The organism is Ottowia sp., from assembly GCF_047601385.1.
GTDB lineage: Bacteria > Pseudomonadota > Gammaproteobacteria > Burkholderiales > Burkholderiaceae_C > Ottowia.
This window is the reverse complement of the sequence record NZ_JASGJP010000001.1, coordinates 736386-756923: the sequence shown is the minus strand read 5'-3', so window position 1 is coordinate 756923 and position 20538 is coordinate 736386. Positions and strand designations below refer to the sequence as shown.

20 protein-coding genes are annotated in these 20538 nt (G+C 70.1%); 8 read left to right on the top strand and 12 right to left on the bottom strand.

Translation table 11 applies throughout. The features are described from left to right. The 3 genes from QM772_RS03690 to QM772_RS03680 form a co-directional block, all read right to left on the bottom strand. Entirely contained in the window at positions 1-789 is a 789-nt protein-coding gene (locus QM772_RS03690; protein ID WP_415134107.1) for a transporter substrate-binding domain-containing protein, read from the bottom strand. A gap of 43 nt (positions 790-832) precedes the next feature. Then, a complete protein-coding gene (gene dapA / locus QM772_RS03685; protein ID WP_415134106.1) occupies positions 833-1768 on the bottom strand; it encodes a 4-hydroxy-tetrahydrodipicolinate synthase in 936 nt (311 codons plus the stop codon). A 255-nt stretch (positions 1769-2023) separates the two neighbouring features. Beyond that, positions 2024-2425 carry an RcnB family protein gene (locus QM772_RS03680; RefSeq protein WP_415134105.1) on the bottom strand — a complete coding sequence of 134 codons (402 nt, stop codon included), beginning with the start codon at positions 2423-2425 and terminating at the stop codon, positions 2024-2026. A 171-nt stretch (positions 2426-2596) separates the two neighbouring features. On the opposite strand from QM772_RS03680, the gene QM772_RS03675 reads away from it, so the two are divergent. Further along, positions 2597-3157: a molybdenum cofactor biosynthesis protein MoaE gene (locus tag QM772_RS03675; RefSeq protein ID WP_415139447.1), complete on the top strand. Its 561-nt coding sequence runs from the start codon at positions 2597-2599 to the stop codon at positions 3155-3157. 23 nt (positions 3158-3180) lie between these two features. Here QM772_RS03675 and QM772_RS03670 read toward each other — a convergent pair whose 3' ends face one another. Further along, on the bottom strand, positions 3181-4053 hold the full coding sequence (locus tag QM772_RS03670; RefSeq protein WP_415134104.1) for an EamA family transporter: 873 nt from the start codon (positions 4051-4053) through the stop codon (positions 3181-3183). Positions 4054-4242: 189 nt separating this feature from the next. Then, positions 4243-5079, bottom strand: coding sequence for an acid phosphatase (locus QM772_RS03665; RefSeq protein WP_415134103.1), 837 nt, complete (start codon positions 5077-5079; stop codon positions 4243-4245). Positions 5080-5281: 202 nt separating this feature from the next. Here QM772_RS03665 and QM772_RS03660 point away from each other — a divergent pair, with 202 nt between their 5' ends. The 3 genes from QM772_RS03660 to QM772_RS03650 all read left to right on the top strand — a co-directional run bounded on the left by QM772_RS03660 (position 5282) and on the right by QM772_RS03650 (position 8908). After that, complete coding sequence (locus QM772_RS03660) at positions 5282-5833, top strand: thermonuclease family protein (protein WP_415134102.1); 552 nt, start codon at positions 5282-5284, stop codon at positions 5831-5833. A gap of 57 nt (positions 5834-5890) precedes the next feature. Further along, positions 5891-8494 carry an ATP-dependent chaperone ClpB gene (clpB, locus tag QM772_RS03655; protein WP_415134101.1) on the top strand — a complete coding sequence of 868 codons (2604 nt, stop codon included), beginning with the start codon at positions 5891-5893 and terminating at the stop codon, positions 8492-8494. Positions 8495-8737: 243 nt separating this feature from the next. Further along, positions 8738-8908 carry a hypothetical protein gene (locus QM772_RS03650; protein ID WP_415134100.1) on the top strand — a complete coding sequence of 57 codons (171 nt, stop codon included), beginning with the start codon at positions 8738-8740 and terminating at the stop codon, positions 8906-8908. A 30-nt stretch (positions 8909-8938) separates the two neighbouring features. Here the strand turns inward: QM772_RS03650 and QM772_RS03645 are convergent, their stop codons facing one another. From QM772_RS03645 to QM772_RS03630, 4 genes are all read right to left on the bottom strand, one after another. Beyond that, positions 8939-9778: an outer envelope protein gene (locus tag QM772_RS03645; RefSeq protein ID WP_415134099.1), complete on the bottom strand. Its 840-nt coding sequence runs from the start codon at positions 9776-9778 to the stop codon at positions 8939-8941. A gap of 140 nt (positions 9779-9918) precedes the next feature. Beyond that, complete coding sequence (locus QM772_RS03640) at positions 9919-10890, bottom strand: ABC transporter substrate-binding protein (RefSeq protein ID WP_415134098.1); 972 nt, start codon at positions 10888-10890, stop codon at positions 9919-9921. 20 nt (positions 10891-10910) lie between these two features. Further along, positions 10911-11882, bottom strand: coding sequence for an isopenicillin N synthase family dioxygenase (locus QM772_RS03635; RefSeq protein WP_415134097.1), 972 nt, complete (start codon positions 11880-11882; stop codon positions 10911-10913). Between the two features lie 390 nt (positions 11883-12272). After that, positions 12273-13115: an AraC family transcriptional regulator gene (locus QM772_RS03630; RefSeq protein WP_415134096.1), complete on the bottom strand. Its 843-nt coding sequence runs from the start codon at positions 13113-13115 to the stop codon at positions 12273-12275. A 117-nt stretch (positions 13116-13232) separates the two neighbouring features. On the opposite strand from QM772_RS03630, the gene QM772_RS03625 reads away from it, so the two are divergent. After that, entirely contained in the window at positions 13233-14474 is a 1242-nt protein-coding gene (locus tag QM772_RS03625) for an MFS transporter (RefSeq protein ID WP_415134095.1), read from the top strand. Between the two features lie 37 nt (positions 14475-14511). Next, positions 14512-16203, top strand: coding sequence for a thiamine pyrophosphate-binding protein (locus QM772_RS03620; protein ID WP_415134094.1), 1692 nt, complete (start codon positions 14512-14514; stop codon positions 16201-16203). Between the two features lie 120 nt (positions 16204-16323). On the opposite strand, the gene QM772_RS03615 is transcribed toward QM772_RS03620, so the two are convergent. After that, the gene (locus tag QM772_RS03615; RefSeq protein ID WP_415139445.1) at positions 16324-16731 is read right to left on the bottom strand and encodes an SWIB/MDM2 domain-containing protein; all 408 of its coding nucleotides are present in this window, start codon (positions 16729-16731) and stop codon (positions 16324-16326) included. A 304-nt stretch (positions 16732-17035) separates the two neighbouring features. Here QM772_RS03615 and rraA point away from each other — a divergent pair, with 304 nt between their 5' ends. After that, positions 17036-17536: a ribonuclease E activity regulator RraA gene (gene rraA / locus QM772_RS03610; protein ID WP_415134093.1), complete on the top strand. Its 501-nt coding sequence runs from the start codon at positions 17036-17038 to the stop codon at positions 17534-17536. A 26-nt stretch (positions 17537-17562) separates the two neighbouring features. Here rraA and QM772_RS03605 read toward each other — a convergent pair whose 3' ends face one another. Both QM772_RS03605 and QM772_RS03600 read right to left on the bottom strand, forming a co-directional pair. Next, positions 17563-18792: an MFS transporter gene (locus QM772_RS03605; protein WP_415134092.1), complete on the bottom strand. Its 1230-nt coding sequence runs from the start codon at positions 18790-18792 to the stop codon at positions 17563-17565. 146 nt (positions 18793-18938) lie between these two features. Further along, positions 18939-19829, bottom strand: coding sequence for a DMT family transporter (locus QM772_RS03600; RefSeq protein WP_415139443.1), 891 nt, complete (start codon positions 19827-19829; stop codon positions 18939-18941). A 90-nt stretch (positions 19830-19919) separates the two neighbouring features. On the opposite strand from QM772_RS03600, the gene QM772_RS03595 reads away from it, so the two are divergent. Next, positions 19920-20345: a gamma-glutamylcyclotransferase family protein gene (locus QM772_RS03595; protein ID WP_415134091.1), complete on the top strand. Its 426-nt coding sequence runs from the start codon at positions 19920-19922 to the stop codon at positions 20343-20345. Positions 20346-20538 lie beyond the last annotated feature (193 nt).

Here is a 20538-nt window from a genome sequence, read left to right as displayed (position 1 = left end):
TCAGCGCAGCCACTTGTCGTCGATGGCCTTGAGCGTGCCGCGCTGCGCCAGCAGGTCCCACACGAAGCTCATCACGCGCTGGTAGTCGGCATCGTCGGCCGGCAGCATGAAGCCGAGCCAGCTGGTGGGCGTGAGCGGCGCGCCGACGAAGGCGGCGGCCAGGCGCGGGTCGGCCTTGGCATAGTGCAGGGCCTCGTAGGTCTCGGTGATCATCACGTCGCCCTTGCCTTCGGCGATCAGGCCGGGGATCTCGGCGTTCTTGTCGTGCGTGCTGACCTGCGCGTTCTTCAGGTTTTGCAGCACGAAGGTCTCGTTGGTTCCGCCGGGGTTCTTGATCACGCGCACGCCGGGCTGGTTCAGGTCCTGCACGCTCTTGAATTTGTCCTTGTCGGCCGCGCGCACCAGCGCCACCTTGCCGAAGGGCGCGTAGCCCGGCAGCATGGCCACCGCGCGGAGGCGCGCCACGTTGCGCGTGATGCCGCCCACCGCCATGTCGAACTTGTTCGCCTGCAGATCCTTGAGCAGATCGGGCCAGCTGGTGGGCACGTATTCCACCCTCACGCCCAACTCCCTGGCCATGGCGTCCACGGTGTCGATGTCGTGGCCGGCGTAGCCGCCGCCTTCCTTGATGGCGAAGGGGCGGTAGTCGCCCGGCGTGCCGACGCGCAGCACCTTGGCCTCCATGATTCTGTCCAGCCGCTCGCCGGCCCAGGCGGCGGAGGCGGACGCCAGCGCGGCAGCGAGGGCGACGGCGGGAGCGGCGGAACGCCAGCCGAAACGGTTTGCCATGGGAAATCTCCTTGTGGGAAGTCGGGGTGTCGGGCATGCGAGCTTAGCGCGCGGGCGCCGGGGGTTCGTTCAGCGTGCGGTTGATGGCGGCCAGGCGCTCGCGCAATGCGGCGCCGGCCGGCTGCATGGGCGGGCGCAGTTCGTCGCTCATCTCTCCGTGCAGCGCCAGCGCGGCCTTGAGACCGGCGGGGCTGGGCTCGGCGAACGCCGCCTCGATGAAAGGCAGCAGCGGCAGCCACAGCGCGCGCGCCGCCGCCAGCTCGCCGTGCCGCAGCAGGCGGATCACCTCGGCGAAGCGGCGCGTGTGCAGGTTGGCGCAGGCGGCGATGGCACCGGCACCGCCCTGCGCCACGGTGGCGAACAGGTTCAGGTCTTCACCCGCCAGCACCTGCAGCCGGCCGTCGGCGATCAGCGCCAGGGTCTTGGCGGCGTCGCCGCCGCAGTCCTTGATGGCGTGGATGTTGGGGTGCGCGGCCAGCGCCAGCAGCGTGTCGCGCGCCAGCGTGGCGCCTGTGCGGTAGGGGATGTCGTACAGCACCAGCGGCGTCGCGCTGTCGTCGGCCAGCGCCGTGAACCAGTCGCGCGCGCCGGCCTGCGAGGGGCGGATGTAGTGCGGCGCCGGCGCCAGCACGCCCGCCAGCGGGCGGCCGTTCAGCGTGCGCAGCCACGCGCGCATCTCGCCCAGGTGGTGGCCGCCAGCGCCCATGACCACGGGCAGGCCGCCGGCGGCCTGGGCGGCATCCAGCACCGTGTCGAGCACGGCCAGCTGTTCGGCGCCGTCCAGCGCGGCGGCTTCGCCGGTGGATCCGCAGGCCACCAGGCCGCGCGCGCCCTCGGCGGCCAGCCGCGATACCAGCCGGCGCAGCGCGGCGTGGTCGATGCCGCCGCCGGGCTGGAACGGCGTGACCAGGGCGACCCACAGGCCGGGGAAATCGCCGCGTGGGCACGGTATGGACGAGGAAACGGAGGTGGCAGGCATGAGCATCCTTTCAGAACGACCGATGGAACAAAGCCATCGCCGCCAGGATGCGCAACGGGTGCCAGGGGGAAAGGGGAGTGAGGCCAGGCGCCGCCGTCGTTCATTCTGACGACGGAGGCCGCGGCTCCGGTCAGGCGAGCTGCGGTTTCTTGGCCTGTTTGCCGCCACGCGCCGGCGCCGCCGCGCGCGGGGCGCGGGTGCAGGCGAAGGGCAGGGCGGCAAACATGGGCGCCATCGTAGGGGCGAACTCGCGGCTCAGTTGCTCAGGATCAGCGAGGCGATCACGCCCGTGGCCACCGCGATCAGCACGTAGTCGGCGCCGACCTGAACCCATTGATAGCCGCGCGGCGGCTGCCGCAGGTGGTGGGCGCGCCAGTCGTTCACCACGTACTGCTGGTGGCGCCATTCGGAGGGCAGGCGTTGCCCCTGGTGAAAGCGGTGGTCCGGTCCCGCGCCGCGCGCCATGTGGGGCGCGGGCTGGCCCGCCGGCTGCCGTTGCTGGGGCGCGCGCGCGTGGTTCGGCTCCCGTTTCGCGGGGGCCGTCTTGCGCGGGGGATCGCCCGGCCGGCGCTCGGGGCCGCCGGGCTGGGCGCCCGCCAGCGATGGCAACCCCAATGAAGCGGCGAGTGCGACGGCGATGATCCGGTGATTCCTCATGTGTTTCTCCTTCGCGGTAAGTAGGGTGAGCGTAGGGGGCCATCTGGTCGATCGCGTAACACAGGGGTATCCATGCGCAAATTTGGCTGAATCGATGTAACGGAGTGAGGGGGCCGCCGGGTCGGAGTGGCCCGCGCCGGTGCCACAATCCGCGCCATGCCCGCACCCGCCGTGCCAGCGCCGCGCGTTTCCATCCAGACCGGGGACTTCGACCTTGCCGCCGAGGTGGCCGCCCTGCGCGCGGGCGATGGCCGCGTGGGCGCGGTGTGCAGTTTCGTCGGCATGGTGCGTGACAGAAACAGTGTCCCCACGCTCCCCGCTGCGCGTGGTTCCCTGCCCTCCGAGGGGGCGCTTTCGCCTTGGGGCGGCCCGGCAGCGACAGGTGAGGGCGACGCGGTCAGCGAGATGGAACTGGAGCACTACCCCGGCATGACCGAAAAAGCCATCGAGGCCATGATCGACGAGGCGCAGCGCCGCTTCGACATCCTCGGCGCGCGCGTGGTGCACCGCGTGGGGCGGCTGCGGCCGCAGGAGCAGATCGTGCTGGTGGCGGTGGCCTCCCCGCACCGCGGCCAGGCTTTCCAGGCCTGCGAGTTCCTGATGGACTACCTCAAGACCCAGGCGCCGTTCTGGAAGAAGGAAACCACGCCGGCGGGCGCGCGCTGGGTCGATGCGCGCGTGGCCGACGACGCGGCGCTGGCGCGCTGGGGGCTAGGTTCGCGCAACGCCTGAGCCATCGCGGCGGCGTGCTTGACTCATGCGCTGGCAAGCAGCGCCACGCCGACGATCATCACCAGGCAACCCGACAGCCGCCCCCACCCGACGGACTCCTTCAGAATCCACGCGCCGAGCAGGGCGCCCACCATCATCGACATCTCCCGGGCCGGGGCCGTCAGGCTCAACGGCGCGCCCAACCGCAAAGCAGACAGCACCAGGATGTACGACAGCGGCGATAACACGCCCACGGCGATGGCTAACCCCCAGTGGCCCCGCATGCGTGCCATGGCGTCGCGCCGGTTCGCGAGGAACCAGGGCAGCAGCATGGCCAGCCGCACGACGTTGGCGCACCAATCCAGCACCACGGGCTGAATACCCAGCATCTTGATCCCATATGCATCGACCACGGTGTACCCGGCGATGGCCGCTCCCGTCGTCGTTCCCCAGTGCACGCCTTTGCGGCTGGCGGGATCGGCGAATCGGGACAACCGCCCTTGCGTGGAGATCAGCACGATCCCGGTGACTACGGCCAGCAGGCCGGCAATGCCCACGATGCCCGGCCGTTCTCCCAGCAGCACGAGGGCTCCAATAGTGGCCAGCAGCGGTCCGCTGCCCCGTGCCACCGGATAGACCACCGACAAATCGGCCACCTGGTAGCCGCGCTGTAGACACAGGCTGTAAGCCAGGTGCAGCGCGCCACTGACCACGATGCAGGCCATGCCGGCGCCGCTCCAAGAGACCGCTTCCGAGCCGATCAGCCAGGCGACCCAGGGCAGGTAGGCGGTACAGGCCACCCCTGTGTAGGTGAACACGAAAGCAGGGCCAGCGTGGGCTGCCCGCTTGGCGAGCAGGTTCCAGGTGGCATGAATGAACGCGGCCAGGACGACCAGCGCGAAGGCAAGCAATGACATGAGCACTCCAAGGTGAAACCCATAGGGAAGACTCGACGTCTCCGCCTCTGGGTTTTTCTCCCTCGGGTGCAGCTGCGGCCCCGCCGCAGTCTCTACAACGCTCGGTCCAGACAGTGGCTGAAAACCGGCCACCCGGAACCCTAGTTGTCACTCAGTCGAACCAGCATTATGGTGGCTGGCGCGGCGCTTTCAGGGCGCCAGGTGCTTGGACAGCGACAGCGCCGCCGCCTCCGCCTGGCAGTCGGCCGCCGCCGGCACCTGGCCGGCCGCGCGCGCCTTGGCGACTTCCTTCCGGGCCTCGGCCACCTGGGCCAGGAAGACGTCGTTGGTTTGCAACCGGGCCACGGCGGTCGAGCCGACCAGGCGGCCGGCCTCGATGTCGCTCTTCCAGTGCACGCCGCAGACGCCGCGGCTCTGCGCATAGGCGCGGGCGCGCTGCACCAGCGCGTCGGCGCGATCGGGCGCGACCTGCGTCAGCACCAGCCCCCAGGCCCAGCCCAGCGCCGAATGGCCGGAGGGGTAGGAGCCGTCCTTGCGCAGCGCCGGCTCCGACGCCGGCGTGCAGGTGCCTTCGTTGAACCGCACGAAGGGCCGGGTGCGCTGGTACTTGTCCTTGGCCTTGTAGGTGGCGCCGCCGGCATCGGCCAGGGTGCGGCGCAGCAGCATGTTCAGGTGCGGGGTGTTCTGCTCGGAGATCTGCACGCCCAGCGCGCAGGCGAAGTGGCCGGCGGCGGCGGGGAACCTGAGCTCGGCGTCCTTGGTGGCCTGCGCACCGCGCGGGCCGCTGCGCAGCGCGGTGAGCGCGCGGTAGGCCTCGATGTCGTCGTTGAGCGCGGCCGAGCCCTCGGCGGGGGGCGGGGGCACCAGCGCCAGGCTGTCGGGCATGTCGTCGCGCGTCATGTAGCCCTTGGCATAACCTTGGGTCTCGCCGACTTCCGCGATGGCGGTGGGGGGCTTGGGCGTGGTGGAGCAGCCGGCGGCGAACACGGCGACGGCGGCGACCGCCATGAGGGTGCGGGTGGACATGATGGGGAGGTCTCCTGGACGTTGTAGGGAGGTGCGCAGCGGCGCACCGAATTTCCGCGTACCGCCCGCGGGTCAGCGAGGGCGAGCCCTCGGCAGCAGAGGCAGGCGGTGACGCGTCTCGGAATGTATATCGCGGGCCGTTCCGTCCTGGATCGCACAGGCGACAGGGGCGGGGCAGAATGGGTGCATGGTTCGAGGTGGAATGACGAAAGGCGCGGCGGCCTGCGCTTTCATGCTGGCGGCGCTGCTGGGGTGGCCGCACGCGAGCGCGCGCGCCGATGCGCCCTGGGCGGGGCGCGTGAGCCACGTGGTGGATGGCGACTCGCTCTGGGTGCGCGCCGAGGACGGCCGCCAGCGCGTGCGCGTGCGGCTCGACGGGGTCGATGCGCCCGAGATCTGCCAGTCCGGCGGCGAGCAGGCGCGCCAGGCGCTCCAGGCGCTGGTGCTGGGGCAGGCGGTGCGGGTGCGCGTGCGGGCTTACGACCGCTACCACCGCGCCATCGCCGAAGTGGCGCGCGCATCGGACGGCCTGGACGTGGGCGCGCGGATGGTCGAAGAGGGCTGGGCCTGGTCCGAGGGCTTCCGTGGCCGTGCGGGCAAGTACCAGCGCGAGGCCGACCTGGCGCGCCGTCAGGGCCTCGGGCTGTTCCAGGACGCCGCGCCGCCGGAAACACCGGCCGGCTTCCGGCGCCGCCACGGGGTCTGCGCGCCGCCCGGCTCGGCGCTTGAAAACGCGGCGGCGGTCATCATTTGAGGAGTGACCGAGGAGGCGGCCCGCGCGGCCGCCTTCGCCAACGCACACACCACCACCATGAGAATCGACAAGCTCACCACCAAGTTCCAGGAAGCCCTGGCCGACGCCCAGTCGCTCGCGCTGGGTAACGACAACGCCTACATCGAACCCGTGCATCTGCTGGCCGCCATGCTGCGCCAGGCCGACGGCCCGCGTGCCCTGCTGGCGCGCGCCGGCGTCAATGTCGCCAAGCTGGCCCAGGAGGCCGAGGCCGCCGTCAAGCGACTGCCCAGCGTCACCGGGCAGGAGCAGGTGCAGCCCGGCCCCGACCTCGTCAAGCTGCTGCAAGCCACCGAGAAGGAAAGCATCAAGCGCGGCGACCAGTTCGTGCCCAGCGAGATGTTCCTGCTGGCGCTGGCCGACGCCAAGGGCGAGGCCGGCCGCATCGCCAAGGAGGCGGGCCTGGCGCGCAAGAGCCTGGAGGCGGCCATCGACGCCGTGCGCGGCGGCCAGACCATGGACTCGGCCGAGGGCGAGAGCCAGCGCGAGGCGCTGAAGAAGTACACGCTCGACCTGACCGAGCGCGCCCGCCTGGGCAAGCTGGACCCGGTGATCGGTCGCGACGACGAGATCCGCCGCGCCATCCAGGTGCTTCAGCGGCGCAGCAAGAACAACCCGGTGCTGATCGGCGAGCCCGGCGTGGGCAAGACCGCCATCGTCGAGGGGCTGGCCCAGCGCATCGTCGCCGGCGAGGTGCCCGACACGCTGAAGGACAAGCAGGTGCTGGTGCTGGACATGGCCGGCCTGCTGGCCGGCGCCAAGTACCGCGGCGAGTTCGAGGAGCGCCTGAAGTCGGTGCTGAAGGAAGTGGCCCAGGAGGAGGGCCGCATCATCCTCTTCATCGACGAGCTGCACACCATGGTGGGCGCCGGCAAGGCCGAGGGCGCCATCGACGCCGGCAACATGCTCAAGCCCGCCCTCGCGCGCGGCGAGCTGCACTGCATCGGCGCCACCACGCTGGACGAATACCGCAAGTACATCGAGAAGGACGCGGCGCTGGAGCGGCGCTTCCAGAAGGTGCTGGTGGGCGAGCCCAGCGTGGAGGACACCATCGCCATCCTGCGCGGCCTGCAGGAGAAGTACGAGGTGCACCACGGCGTGGACATCACCGACCCGGCCATCGTCGCCGCGGCGGAGCTCTCCGCGCGCTACATCACCGACCGCTTCCTGCCCGACAAGGCGATCGACCTGATCGACGAGGCGGCGGCCAAGATCAAGATCGAGATCGATTCCAAGCCGGAGGCCATGGACAAGCTCGACCGCCGCATCATCCAGCTCAAGATCGAGCGCGAAGCGATGAAGAAGGAGACCGACGAGGCCTCCGCCAAGCGCCTGCAACTGATCGAGGAAGACCTCGCCAAGCTGGAGAAGGAGTACGCCGACCTGGAGGAAATCTGGAAGGCCGAGAAGGCCCATGCCCAGGGCAGCGAGCAGCTGCGCAAGGAGATCGACCAGATCAAGTTCCAGATCGAGGAGTTCACCCGCAAGGGCGACTTCAACAAGGTGGCCGAGCTGCAATACGGCAAGCTGCCCGCGCTGGAAAAGCAGCTCAAGGAAGCGCAGGCCAGCGAGAACCAGCGCGAGAAGGCCGCGCCGCAGCTGCTGCGCACCCAGGTCGGCGCCGAGGAGATCGCCGAGGTCGTTTCGCGCGCCACCGGCATCCCTGTCAGCAAGATGATGACGGGCGAGCGCGAGAAGCTGCTGAAGATGGAAGACGCGCTGCACCAGCGCGTGGTGGGTCAGGACGAGGCCATCTCGGCCGTGGCCAACGCCATCCGCCGCTCGCGCTCGGGCCTGTCGGACCCGAACCGGCCGCTCGGCAGCTTCCTGTTCCTCGGCCCCACCGGCGTGGGCAAGACCGAGCTGACCAAGGCGCTGGCCAGCTTCCTGTTCGACAGCGCCGAGCACATGATCCGCATCGACATGAGCGAGTTCATGGAGAAGCACTCCGTGGCCCGCCTGATCGGCGCGCCGCCCGGCTACGTGGGCTACGACGAGGGCGGCTACCTGACCGAGGCGGTGCGCCGCAAGCCCTACAGCGTGGTGCTGTTCGACGAGATCGAGAAGGCGCACCCGGACGTGTTCAACGTGCTGCTGCAGGTGCTGGACGATGGCCGCCTGACCGACGGCCAGGGCCGCACCGTGGACTTCAAGAACACGGTGCTGATCATGACCAGCAACATCGGCAGCCCGATGATCCAGAGCATGGCCGGGCAACCGTACGAGGAGGTCAAGGACGCGGTGTTCGGCGAGCTGAAGAACCACTTCCGCCCCGAGTTTTTGAACCGCATCGACGAGATCGTGGTGTTCCACGGCCTCGACGCGGGCCAGATCGGCGAGATCGCCAAGATCCAGCTCAGGACGCTCAGCGAGCGGCTGGCCAGGATGGACCTGCGCCTCAAGGTGTCGGACCAGGCGCTGGCCGAGCTGGCCAAGGTGGGGTTCGACCCGGTGTTCGGCGCGCGGCCGCTCAAGCGGGCGATCCAGCAGCGCATCGAGAACCCGCTGTCGAAGGACTTGCTGGAAGGGCGCTTCCCACCCAAGAGCGAGATCGACGTCAGCGTCGATCCGATCAAGGCGCCGGGGGTGTTCCACTTCGCGGTGGGGCAGGCCAAGGGCTGACGCGGCCCCCGCGCACGCTCTTTCATTGATAGCGCCTTGCGCTGGCTGCATGCCGGCGCAAGGCGTTTTTCATTCAGAATCAGGGAAACAAGGAGACGCCCGCGTTGGAGCGCGCCCTCCAGCTGCGCACGCCGTCCATCGGCATGAAGCTGTTCGAGTCCGCGCGATTCGCGGGGCAGGGCGCTGGCCACCGGGCAGCCCAGTCTCTCCATCCCGTGCTTCGCCGCGCGGCGCTGCGGCGGCGTGCTGGACGACGAGATGCTGGTGGCCCTGAGGCCGGCCGGCACCGCCAAGGCGTTGGCCGGGATGGCGGCGCTGTCGAAGAACGGGTTGCGCTATCCGTTTCCGCCTCATGGCATCCGGCAGGACGTGCGGGCGGGGATGGGGGTGAGAGACCCGAAGGGCTCGGCTTGATGCCCCCCGTGGCGCACCACCATGACGCCGTCAGAAATGCATGTCCACCTTCAGCATGGGCGTGCGCGCCAGTGAGCCCGGCACGCTCGACGGCTGGCCGAACTTGTTGCGCCAGTACTGGTAGCCCACGCCGACCCGCAGCGACTTCTTGCCCCAGCCCATGGCCGCGCCCACGTCGTACATCAGGGCCACGTCCACGTCGAGCTGCGGCACCGTGGTGGTGCCGTACTCATCGACGCCCTTCCTGCTGTAGTAGTTCACGTAGCCCTCGAACGACAGGCCCGTGCCGCCCAGCGGCAAGCCCCAGTTGGCGTTGAAGACCCATTGGGGGTCGTACTTGTAGCGGCAGTTGCACGGGCTGCCGGCGGCCGGGCGGTTCGAGTCCCACGCCGCCAGGACGCTGAGGTTCAGGAAGCCCGGCACGTCCATCATCACGGTGGGGCCGAGCAGCCAGCGGCGCTGCCGCGAGCCGTAGCCCGGGTCGTTCTTGGTGTTCCAGTCCAGGCCGGCGGTCAGGCCTACCCCGCGCACGGGGCCGAAGCTCAGGTCGTGGCCCGTGACCTTGCCGAAGTCCAGCGTGTGCCGGTACACCACGTAGGCTTCCTTGGCATGGCTGTCCTTGGCGTCCGACGCCATCAGGTCGATGTTGAGGAAGTTGCTGCCCCATTTGTAGCCGTTGGCGTGGGTCAGGTTCACCGCGCGCTTGGCGATGTGGTCGCCGATGTAGGGTTCTGCGAAGCGCGTGCCATAGCGGAAGCCGACGGACGTGTCGCTCCAGTCGAGGGCATGGGCGGCCGGAGCCAGGGTGGCCAGGGCCAGCGTGGCGACGGCCAGAAGGCGGGCGGATCGGGTGTCTGTGGGTGATTTCATGGCGATATTTCCTTCGGTGTGAAAAATGGATGGGGCGCACGCACCCGGCCGCGGCCAGGGCCGGGGCAACGAAGTGGCGTTGGATGGATGAGGGTGTCCGGGGTGCGTCGGCGACCCCGGGCAGGTGTTCGCTCAGGCCGTCATGGCATGACCTTGAGGTTCTTCACGAACTCGGTGGAATAGGTCTGCTCCAGCTTCACCTTGGCCGGATCCAGCAGCTTGGCGTTGACGAGGAAGTCATAGCTGGCCTTGGCCCGCGCATCCGTGATCACGCCGATGCCGAGCTTGCCCGCATCGCCGCCGGTGACCACGGCCATCTCCTTGAGCTTGGCGATGCCGTAAGCCAGCAGTTCGTCGCTCATGTTGGGGTTGTCCTTCTTGATCAGGGCGTTGCCGGGCGCGGGGTCGGCGAAGTAGCTTTTCCAGCCTTCGGCGGTGGCCCTGATGAAGGCGGCCACCTGCTTGGGCCGCGCCTTGAGGGTCTTGTCCATGCACGTGACGGTGGTGGCGTAGGCCGGGAAGCCCTCATCGGCCAGCAGCATCACCGTGGCCTTGGCGCCGGCCTTCTGGATCGCGAAGGGCTCCGACGTCAGATAGCCCTGCTGCGCGGCGTTGCGGTCGCTCAGGAAGGGCTGGATGTTGAAGGTGTAGGGCCGCACCTGGTCGTCGCTCAGGCCGTACTTGAGCTTGAGCCAGGGCCAGAAGCTGCGGCTGGACTGGGCCGCCAGCAGCAGGGTCTTGCCCTTGAGGTCTTCCAGCTTGTTGACGTCGTCGTGCGCGATGAGCACGGACGGGTCTTTCTGGAAGAAGGCCGCGACGTTGACCACGGGCAGCCCGCCTTCGCGCATCTGCATCATCTGGATGTCGCTCGACCCCATGATGCAATCGGCTTGGCCGGCGGCCATGATCTGCGCCGCGTTGACCTGGGGGCCGCCCATGCGCATGGTGACATCCAGGCCGTGTTTCTTGTAGAGACCCTGGGCCAGCGCCTGATAGAAGCCGCCTTGCTCGGCCTGCGCGTACCAGTTGGTCATGAAGTTGAAGCTGTCGCTGGCCAGGGCGGGGCCGGAGAGGGCCAGGCCCAGCAGCAGGGCGTTGATTCTTGCGTTCATGGGACGGGTTCTTTCTGTTGTCAGGCGGCCTTGGCGGCCGTGCCGTAAGTGGTCTGGTACATGTGGTGCAGGTGCTCGCCGGCGGTGCACGGCGGAAAGCGCGGCTGCTCGCCGGGCGGCACCGTGCCGGGCACGGCCTCGATCCGTGCGAGGTAGTCCAGGTCGTAGAAGAAGGGGATGGAATAGCGCGGCACGCCGCCCGAATGCACGTTGCGCACGCGGTGCGGGTTGGAGTGGTACAGGCCGTTGGTCCAGCGCGGGATCATGTCGCCCAGGTTGACGACGAAGCAGCCGTCGATGGGGGTGGCGGGCACCCAGTCGCCCTCGGGCGTCTGCACCTCCAGGCCGCCGTGCGCGTCCTGCGCCAGCACGGTGATCGCGCCCCAATCGGTGTGCGCACCGGCACCAAAAGTGCGCTCGTCGGCATCGGGCGGATGTGCCGGGTAGCGGATCATCCGCAGCGTGACCATGGGGCTGTGGCCGGTGTGGTCGAAGTAGTGCTCGGGCAGGTTCAGGGACAGCGCCATCAGTTCCATCAGGCGGCGTGTCAGCACCAGCATGCGCTGGATGTAGGCACTGCATTGCGCGGGCAGCTCCGGCATTTCGGCGGGCCACTGGTTGTGGCCGTAGGAGTGGTAGCCCGCCCGCACATAAGGATGGTCATCCGGATAGTCCATGCCGCACTGGAAGCTTTCCTTCACGTCGGGCCGGGCGCTGGCATCCAGCGTCTGGGAACCCTCGATCTCGAAGCCGCGCATGGCGGGCGAGGCGTGCACGTTCAAGGCCTGCTTGGTGGACAAGGACAGGGCCATGACCTGGCGAGCCAGATCGAACTGCCGGGCGACGACTTCCGGCGGCACCCCGTGGTTGCGAACGTAGAAGAATCCTGAAGCCATGCTGGCGGCGCGGATGGCCTGCGCCACTTCCGCGCTGCGGGGCGACCCCGGCTGCAATGCATCGGCCAGGTCGATGATCGGGATGGGACTGAGCATGAAAGCACCTAGTGGATGGTTGACCGAAGTTGCCGGTGCAGGTGCCTGGGGCCCGCCCGCGCCGGCGCGTCGATGCGCGACGAGGTGGTGCCAGAGAGCGAGCGCGATGGATGCCGTTCATGCGCGGCGAACTCTCATGGCGCACCAAATGCGCACATCAAGAGCAATTTCCGAGCGCTGGGGGTCCGCGATGCCTGGGCTATCGCGGACCGCAGCGGTGAACGCTTCTACTCCGCCGATCGATACGCACGATCTGTGCCAGAGGTGGGTGGGTCGGTGGCTATCCGTTCCTGCGCGGGAAGCGCCGGCAGGCCCTCACCGCTTCGGCGGGTGCGCTGGATTGATATCAAATAGATAGCTGGCGGCGATTGCCCGATGGGCGTTGGCGCCCTATTTGGCTTGAAACGCGCTGGGCGGCTGACCCAGCTGCGCCTTCACCATCGCGCTGAAGGCGCTTTCGCTGGCATAGCCGCACGCCCCCGCCACCTGGGCGATCGGCCGGCCGCTGGCCAGCAGCGGCAGCGCGTGCGCCAGCACCACCTGCTGGCGCCACTGCTGGTAGGTGGTGCCCAGCTCGTCCTTGAACAGTCGCGCGGCGGTGCGCTCGCTGGCGCCGGCGTCGGCGGCGCGCTCGGCCAGCGTGGCGGCGCGCGCCGGCTCGCGCAGCACCGCCTGGCACAGCGCCCGCAGGCGCTTGTCGCCCTGCTGCGGGTGCGGCAGCGGCACGCCCAGGCTCTGCGTGGGCGCGCGCACGATCTCGTCGATGGCCAGCAGGCCCAACTGGCGCTCGCGCTCGCCGGGCGGGGTGTCCTCCAGCGCCAGGATCAGCTCGCGCAGCAGCGGCGAGACGGCGATGACGCGGCTCTCGGCGTCCCAGCCGGCGGGCATGGCGGCGGGCTCGACGTAGAGCGTGTGCAGCTCGGCCCGCTGCTGCACGGTGACGGCGTGCGGCGCGCCGGCGGCGATCCACACCGCGCGCGAGGGCGGCACGATGTAGCTCACCTCGGTGCCCGCGGGCGCGTCGCCGCGCGGGCGCTGCTGCACGCCGACCTGGATCACGCCGCTGGCGCAGAAGGCCACCTGCGCCCAGGCGTGCGCGTGCGGCTCGAAGTGCGTGTCCGGCCCCATGGCGTGCGAGCGCTTGCCGCGCACCGGCCGCTCGGGCGAGGGGCGGTAGGACATGGGGTCGCCCGAGGCCGAGAGGGGCACGGTGCGCAGCTTGGGGGAGGGCATGGGCGCTGGCGGGTTTGGCGGATTCGCGACGATTGTTGTCAAACAATCGCATTCCTGCAACTGGCGGCGGGCAAGCGCCTTGCCTACCATCATGTGTCCGTTGATCCGCTTTCGCTTATGAACCCCGCCACCTCCGCCGCGCTGCCCGGCGCCGCGCTTTCGCCACCCGCCGTTCCGCTGCGGCAGGACGCCGCCGTCATCGGCCTGGTGGGGCTGGCGCACGCCAGCTCGCACTTCTCGCACCTGCTGCTGGCGCCGCTGTTCCCGATCTTCATGAAGGACTTCGGCCTCAGCTTCGCGCAGATGGGCTTCCTGGCCACGGTGTTCTTCGCCATCTCCGGCATCGGGCAGGCGTGCGCCGGCTTCGTGGTGGACCGGGTGGGCGCGCGGCCGGTGCTGTTCGGCGCCATCGTGTGCTTCATGCTGGCGGCGCTGTCGGGCTTCATGGCGCACGGCTACATGGGGCTGATGCTGGTGGCGGTGTTCGCCGGCGTGGGCAACGCGCCCTTCCACCCGGTGGACTTCACCATCCTCAACCAGCGCGTGTCGCCGCCGCGCCTGGGCTACGCCTTCAGCGCGCACGGCCTGTCGGGCAACCTGGGCTGGGCGCTGGCGCCGGTGTTCCTGATGGGTTTCGGCGGCGCCTTCGGCCACTGGCGCTATGGCTACCTGGCGGCCATCGTGCTGTATGCGCTGGTGCTGGCGGTGCTGGTGCTCAACCGCGACCGGCTGCGCAGCGAGGTCGTGGTGCGCGCGCCCGAGGCCACGCGCGGCAGCGACCTGGCCTTCATGAAGCTGCCGGTGGTGTGGTGGTGCTTCGGCTTCTTCTTTCTCTCGACCATGACGCTGGCGGTGGTGCAGAACTTCTCGGCCTCCATCCTGCAGGCGGTGCACGGCGCCAGCTTCGAGGCCGCCACCACCACGCTCACGGCCTACATGGTGGCCGGCGCGGCGGGCATGTTCGTCGGCGGCGTGGTGGCCACGCGCGTGCCGGCGCAGAGCGACCGCGTGGTGGCCTGGTGCATGACGGCCGGCGCCGCGCTGATGGCGCTGGCGGCCACCGGCTGGCTGGGCGGCGCCGGCACCATGGCGGTGCTGGCCGTCACGGGCTTCGCCGTCGGCGTGGGCGGGCCGAGCCGCGACATGATGATCAAGAAGGCCACGCCCAAGGGCGCCACCGGGCGCGTGTATGGCACGGTGTACTCGGGGCTGGACCTGGGCTTCGCCGTCTCGCCGCTGATCTTCGGCCTGTTCATGGACCGGGGGTGGTACTCGGCCACGCTGCTGGCGGCGGCGGTCGTGCTGCTGCTGTCGGTGGGGGCGGCGCTGGGGGTGGGCCAGCGAACGGCGCGCGCGTAGGGCGGCGGCGGTCGGCGGTTCGGCCACAATCGCCGGCATGACCACGCAGATCGGCGGCCACCTCCTCGTTGAATGCCTGCTGGCCCAGGGCGTCACCCACGCTTTCGGGGTGCCGGGCGAGAGCTATCTGGCGGCGCTGGACGGCTTCCACCAGTACCGCGACCGCATCCGCTTCGTCACCTGCCGGCAGGAGGGCGGCGCGGCCTTCATGGCCGAGGCCACGGGCAAGCTCACCGGCCGGCCGGGCGTACTGTTCGTCACCCGCGGGCCGGGGGCGACCAACGCCAGCATCGGCATCCACACCGCGTTCCAGGACTCGACGCCGCTGGTGGTCTTCGTCGGCGACGTGGCCAGCGACCAGCGCGACCGCGAGGCCTTCCAGGAGCTGGACTACCGCGTCTTCTTCGGCCCCAGCACCGGCGGCATGGCCAAGCGCGTGGAGCGCATCGACGACGCGCGGCGCATCCCCGAATACGTGGCGCGCGCCTTCGCCACCGCCATGAACGGCCGCCCCGGCCCGGTGGTGCTGGCATTGCCCGAGGACATGCTGACGCAGCCGGTGGACGTGCGCCCGCTGCCGCGCGTGGAGCCGGTTCAATACCAAAACACGCCCCAGCGCGCGCTGGAACTGCGCGAGCAGCTATTGAAAGCGAAGCAACCGCTGGTCCTGGCCGGCGGCCCCGGCTGGACGCCCGCCGCCGCCCAGGCCTTGCAGCGCTTCGCCGAGCGCTGGCACCTGCCGGTGGCCAACGCCTTCCGCTTCCAGGACACCTTCGACAACCACCACCCGCTGTATGCGGGCGACGTCGGCATCGGCATCAACCCGGCGCTGGCCGAGCGCGTGCGCGCCGCCGACCTGCTGCTGGCCGTCGGCCCGCGCCTGGGCGAGATGACCACCGGCGGCTACACGCTGCTCACGCCGCCGCGCCCGGCGCAGGCGCTGGTGCACATCCACCCCGACCCGACGGAGCTGGGCCGCGTCTACCAGGCCGACTTGGGCCTGGCCGCCACCATGCCCGGCGCCGCCGCCATGCTGGACGAGCTGCCCACGCCCGCCGATGTGCGCTGGCGCGCCTGGGCCGACGCCGCCCACGCCGACTACCTGGCCAACCTGCAACCTCAGCCGCTGCCCGGCGCCATCGACATGCCGGCCCTCGTCGCCACGCTGCAACGCCTGCTGCCGGCCGACGCCGTGGTGACCAACGGCGCCGGCAACTTCGCCAGCTGGGTGCACCGCTTCTGGCGCTACCACGGCATCGCCAAGGGCGGCAGGACGCAGCTGGCGCCCACCAGCGGCGCCATGGGCTACGGCGTGCCGGCGGGCATCGCGGCGGCGATCGCCACCGGCCGCCCGGTGTTCACCATCGCCGGCGACGGCGACTTCCTGATGAACGGGCAGGAACTGGCCACCGCCGCGCAGCACGGCGCCAAATCGATCATCGTGCTGCTCAACAACGGCAGCTACGGCACCATCCGCATGCACCAGGAGCGCGAGTTCCCCGCGCACGTCAGCGGCTCCGACCTGCGCAACCCCGACTTCGCCGCCCTGGCGCGCGCCTACGGCTGGGCCGGCGAGCGCGTGGCGCGCACCGGCCAGTTCGAGCCCGCGCTGCGCGCCGCGCTGGCGCGCGCCGAGGGCACGCTGATCGAGGTCATGCTGGACGCCGAGGTCATCACCACCCGAGGCACGCTCAGCAGCATCCGCCAGAAGGCGCTGGAGCAGAGCTGATGCTCTGGTTTTAATAGCTGCCGGCGCTTGCCTGGCGGGCGCTGGAGGCCAAAAAGCCATAAAAAAACCGGCTGTCGGTAAGCCGGCTTTTCCGTTGACCCGCGCCCGCAGGCGCCGCGATCAAGACAGATGGTTGTTGATGAGCTTGGTCATCTCGAACATCGACACCTGGGCCTTCTTGAAGATTTCCTTCAGCTTGGCGTCGGCGTTGATCATGCGCTTGTTCACCGCGTCCTGCAGCTTGTTGGACTTGATGTACTCCCACACCTTCTTGGTGACCTCGGTGCGCGGCATCGGCTTGGCGCCGATCACGGCAGCCAGCGCGGCGCTGGGGGTCATCGCCTTCATGAAGGCGGCGCTGGGGGTGCGCTTCTTGGCGGCGGCTTTCTTGGCCGGCGCGGCAGCTTTCTTGGCAGGGGCCGCTTTCTTCGCCGGTGCGGCGGCCTTCTTCGCCGGCGCGGCTTTCTTGGCCGGGGCCGCCTTCTTGGCGGGCGCTTTCTTCGCGGGTGCTTTCTTCGCAGTTGCCATGATGGATGATCCTCTTTGTTGGATGTTGAGTTGACTGGCCAGCGTGACCACCGTCATCCAACTGGCTGAGCGCGATGCTACTGGATAAGGAGCACGCTTCCAAGGGGGAAATGCTGTTTTTCCCTCGGCACTGTTGCTTTTTTTGCTGCGCCCGCGGGCGCAGCTTGCCGCGACATCGATAGCGGGCCTTGCCTGGGCTTCAGGCACTGCCGCAGCAAGCGCGCGCAACTTCGCGCGGACGCTGGGTTTTGTGCTTGGGTATGCTTGCGCCGACCTGTCTCTCCCAACCTGCCGAAAGCCCCGCATGACCTCACCCGCCTTCACCACCTGCGACCTGTGCGACGCCCAAGAGGGCGACACCAGCGGCGCCTTCCGCGTGCTGCCGCCGGTCTTCCGCGACTTCGGCGCCGGGCGCGCGTTCTGCGGCCCGGTGCACACCCTGCGCGCGCCGGAGGACAACTCGCGCGTGCGCGAGGCCGTCAACTCGCCCGGCGAGGGCCGCGTGCTGGTGGTGGACGGCGGCGGCTCGCTGCGCCGCGCGCTGGTCGGCGGCAACCTGGCGGTGGCGGCGGCGAAGAACGGCTGGGCCGGCATCGTGGTGGACGGCTGCGTGCGCGACGTGGCCGAGCTGCGCGCCGCCGGCATCCCCATCCGCGCGCTGGCGCTGATGCCGCTGCGCACCGACAAGCGCGGCGAAGGCCAGGCCGGCGAGCCGGTGCGCATCCAGGGCGTGTGGGTGCGCCCGGGCGACTGGCTGTACGCCGACGAGGATGGCATCGTGGTGTCGGCCAAGCCCCTGGCCTGACGGGCCGGCCGCGTGCGCGGCGGCGCTCAGCCGCGCCGCTCGTCCATGCGGTCGCGCCGCGCCAGCGACGGGAACAGCCGCACCCAGCCCAGCGCCACCAGCATCGTCCCCACGCCGCCCAGCACCGCCGAGCCCACCGGGCCCAGCCAGGCGGCGAGGGCGCCGGACTCGAACTCGCCCAGCTGGTTGCTGGCGCCGATGAAGATCGAGTTGACGGCGCTCACGCGCCCGCGCATGGCGTCGGGCGTCTCCAATTGCACCAGGGTCTGGCGGATCACCACGCTGACCATGTCGGCCGCGCCCGACACCGCCAGCGCCGCCAGCGACAGCCAGAAGCTGCGCGACAGCCCGAACGCCACCATGCAGGCGCCGAACACCGCCACCGCCGCCAGCAGCGTGCGGCCGATGCGCCGCGCCGGCGGGTGGCGCGTGAGCCACAGCGACATGCCCAGCGCCCCCACCGCCGGCGCGCCGCGCAGCAGGCCCAGGCCCCAGGCCCCGGTGTGCAGGATGTCCTTGGCGAAGATCGGCAGCAGCGCCACCGCGCCGCCCAGCAGCACCGCGAACAGGTCGAGCGAGATGGCGCCCAGCACCGGCTTGCGCGAGGCGATGAAGCGCACGCCGGCCAGCAGCGTCTCGGCGCTGAACGGCTGGCGCGGCGGCGGCTGGTGCGCGTAGCGCACGGCCGCCATGAAGGCCGCCGCCGCGCCCGACAGCAGCGCGCAGGCGCCGTAGACCACGCTGGCGTCCCATGCGTACAGCGCGCCGCCCAGCGCCGGCCCGCCGATCACCGCCGCCTGCACGCCCGCCGCGCTGAAGGCCATGGCGTGCGGCAGCAGCAGCGGCGGCACCAGCAGCGGGGTCAGCGCCTGCTGCGCCGGCATCTGGTACGCCCGCACGGCGCCCAGCACCAGCGACACGCCCAGCAGCAGCGCCCGCGAATCGGCGCGCCAGGCGTGCGCCGCCAGCAGCACCAGCGCCACCCCGGTGACCACCGCCTGGCACGCCGACACCACGCGGCCGCGGTGCCGCTGGTCGGCCACCTGCCCGGCCGGCAGCGCCAGCAGCAGCGCGGGGGCGAACTGGAACAGCCCCACCAGCCCCAGGTCCCAGGCGCTGCCCGTCAGGTCGTACATGCGCCAGCCGATGGCCAGCATCAGCATCTGCGAGCTGGCGCCGCCCAGCAGGCGCGAGCGCCACAGGTGCATGAAGGCGCGGTGCTGGCGCAGGCTGGTCGGGGAAGAGGCGTCGGGCATGGGGCGGGGCAGCATAGCCGAGCCGCGGGCGTCCGGTGCGCAGGCCCCGCCGAGGATTCAAGGTAAAAACAGGCTACAGCGCCCGTGCGGCAAGCGCCGGCAGCTATCAAAAATAAAGCGAAGAGGCGCCGCCGATCAGCGCGCCTTCACGCGCGGCGCGGCGCGGCGCGCGCGGGCAAGGTGGCCAGCAGCACCCCGGCCAGCGCCACGGCGAAGGCCAGCAGCTGCGCGCCGCCCACGCGCTCGCCCAGCGCCAGCACGCCGACCAGCGCCGCGCTGACCGGCAGCAGCACCGTGAACACGCCGGCCTGCGCGGCCGGCACGCTTTTCAGCCCCGTCATCCACAGCCACACCGTCCACATGCAGGCGGCCAGCGCGTACACCACCAGCAGCACCCAGGTGCCCGCGCCCACGGCGCCGAAGTCGAAGCGCCACGCCAGCCACAGCCCGAACGGCGTGCTCAGCGCGAAGCCCCACAGGTTGATCAGCGCGCTGATGCGGCGCGGGCCCAGGGCGCCGGTCAGCTTCTTGCCGATCACCGCGTAGCTGGCCTCGCACAGCACGGCGCCGATCAGCAGCAGGTTGCCCAGCCAGGCCAGGTTGTGAGCGCTTTCGGCCGCCAGCGCAGGGCTGGCATGCGCCGGCAGCTCATGTTTCGATAGCGACAGCAGGCCGATGCCGATCACCGCGCAGGCCACGCCCACCCACACGCGCGGCGCCACGCGCTCGCGCAGGAACAGCCAAGACAGCACCGCCACCGCCGCCGGAATGGCGGCCATGATGACGCCCGCCGACACCGCCGTCGTCAGCTTCACGCCCGAGATCATGCACAGCGTGAACAGGAAGTTGCCCAGGAACGATTCGAGGAACAGCAGCCCGCGCGTCTGGCGCGTCAGCGGCGGCTCGCCCGGCGGCTTCCTCAGCCAGTGCGCCATCGCCACGCCGCCGATGCCGAAGCGCAGCCAGGCCAGCAGCAGCACCGGGAACGTGGCCGCCAGCGGCTTGGACAGCGCCACGTAGCTGCCCACCAGCGCCATGGACAGCGCCAGGCAGCCATAGGCCAGCGGGCGCGGCAGCGGGGGAGCGGAGGTCGGCAAGGTCGGGGCGGCCAGCGGCTGGCATCAATCTTGATTACGCTCGGCATCATGCACCAGGATCCGCACCCGCTTTGCGTGTTCGTCTACGGCACGCTGCGCCAGGGCCAGGCCAACGACATCACGCGCCTGCAGCCGGCCCCGATCCTGCTGGGCACCGCCCGCGTGCGCGGCACGCTGCACCACCTGGGCGACTACCCCGGCGTCGTGCTGGGCGGCACCGGCCTGGTGCATGGCGAGGTGTACGCCATCGACCCCGTGCTGGAGGCGCGGCTGGACGAGATCGAGATGATCTACCCGCAGCAGCGCGACGAATACTTCAAGCGCCACATCCCGCTGGCGGTGGCGCTGGCCAGCGGCGGCCAGGCCACGCTGCAATGCATCTGCTACGAATACAACCCCGTCCACCTGAAGGGCGCGCCGGTGATCGCCGGCGGCGACTGGGTCATCGGGCGGTGATGTGCATGGGAAGTGTTTTCGTATTGCGGAATCAACGCATGCTGCGCTGCCGCAAAATTTCTCGATACGGGAAAAATGATCTCGCATCGAGAAATTCTGCGGGTAACCTCTTGATTTGAAAAGACAAAAAATTTGTCTTGTATAAGACATAAGAATCGCATGATGTCTTATACAAGAGTTATGATTCCGCCAC

Bases quoted from the DNA above. Each gene is read 5' to 3' on its own strand.
- QM772_RS03690 (WP_415134107.1), bottom strand. From the start codon at position 789: ATGGCAAACCGTTTCGGCTGGCGTTCCGCCGCTCCCGCCGTCGCCCTC.
- dapA (WP_415134106.1), bottom strand. From the start codon at position 1,768: ATGCCTGCCACCTCCGTTTCCTCGTCCATACCGTGCCCACGCGGCGAT.
- QM772_RS03680 (WP_415134105.1), bottom strand. From the start codon at position 2,425: ATGAGGAATCACCGGATCATCGCCGTCGCACTCGCCGCTTCATTGGGG.
- QM772_RS03670 (WP_415134104.1), bottom strand. From the start codon at position 4,053: ATGTCATTGCTTGCCTTCGCGCTGGTCGTCCTGGCCGCGTTCATTCAT.
- QM772_RS03665 (WP_415134103.1), bottom strand. From the start codon at position 5,079: ATGTCCACCCGCACCCTCATGGCGGTCGCCGCCGTCGCCGTGTTCGCC.
- QM772_RS03660 (WP_415134102.1), top strand. From the start codon at position 5,282: ATGACGAAAGGCGCGGCGGCCTGCGCTTTCATGCTGGCGGCGCTGCTG.
- clpB (WP_415134101.1), top strand. From the start codon at position 5,891: ATGAGAATCGACAAGCTCACCACCAAGTTCCAGGAAGCCCTGGCCGAC.
- QM772_RS03645 (WP_415134099.1), bottom strand. From the start codon at position 9,778: ATGAAATCACCCACAGACACCCGATCCGCCCGCCTTCTGGCCGTCGCC.
- QM772_RS03640 (WP_415134098.1), bottom strand. From the start codon at position 10,890: ATGAACGCAAGAATCAACGCCCTGCTGCTGGGCCTGGCCCTCTCCGGC.
- QM772_RS03635 (WP_415134097.1), bottom strand. From the start codon at position 11,882: ATGCTCAGTCCCATCCCGATCATCGACCTGGCCGATGCATTGCAGCCG.
- QM772_RS03630 (WP_415134096.1), bottom strand. From the start codon at position 13,115: ATGCCCTCCCCCAAGCTGCGCACCGTGCCCCTCTCGGCCTCGGGCGAC.
- QM772_RS03625 (WP_415134095.1), top strand. From the start codon at position 13,233: ATGAACCCCGCCACCTCCGCCGCGCTGCCCGGCGCCGCGCTTTCGCCA.
- QM772_RS03620 (WP_415134094.1), top strand. From the start codon at position 14,512: ATGACCACGCAGATCGGCGGCCACCTCCTCGTTGAATGCCTGCTGGCC.
- QM772_RS03615 (WP_415139445.1), bottom strand. From the start codon at position 16,731: ATGGCAACTGCGAAGAAAGCACCCGCGAAGAAAGCGCCCGCCAAGAAG.
- rraA (WP_415134093.1), top strand. From the start codon at position 17,036: ATGACCTCACCCGCCTTCACCACCTGCGACCTGTGCGACGCCCAAGAG.
- QM772_RS03605 (WP_415134092.1), bottom strand. From the start codon at position 18,792: ATGCCCGACGCCTCTTCCCCGACCAGCCTGCGCCAGCACCGCGCCTTC.
- QM772_RS03600 (WP_415139443.1), bottom strand. From the start codon at position 19,829: ATGGCGCTGGTGGGCAGCTACGTGGCGCTGTCCAAGCCGCTGGCGGCC.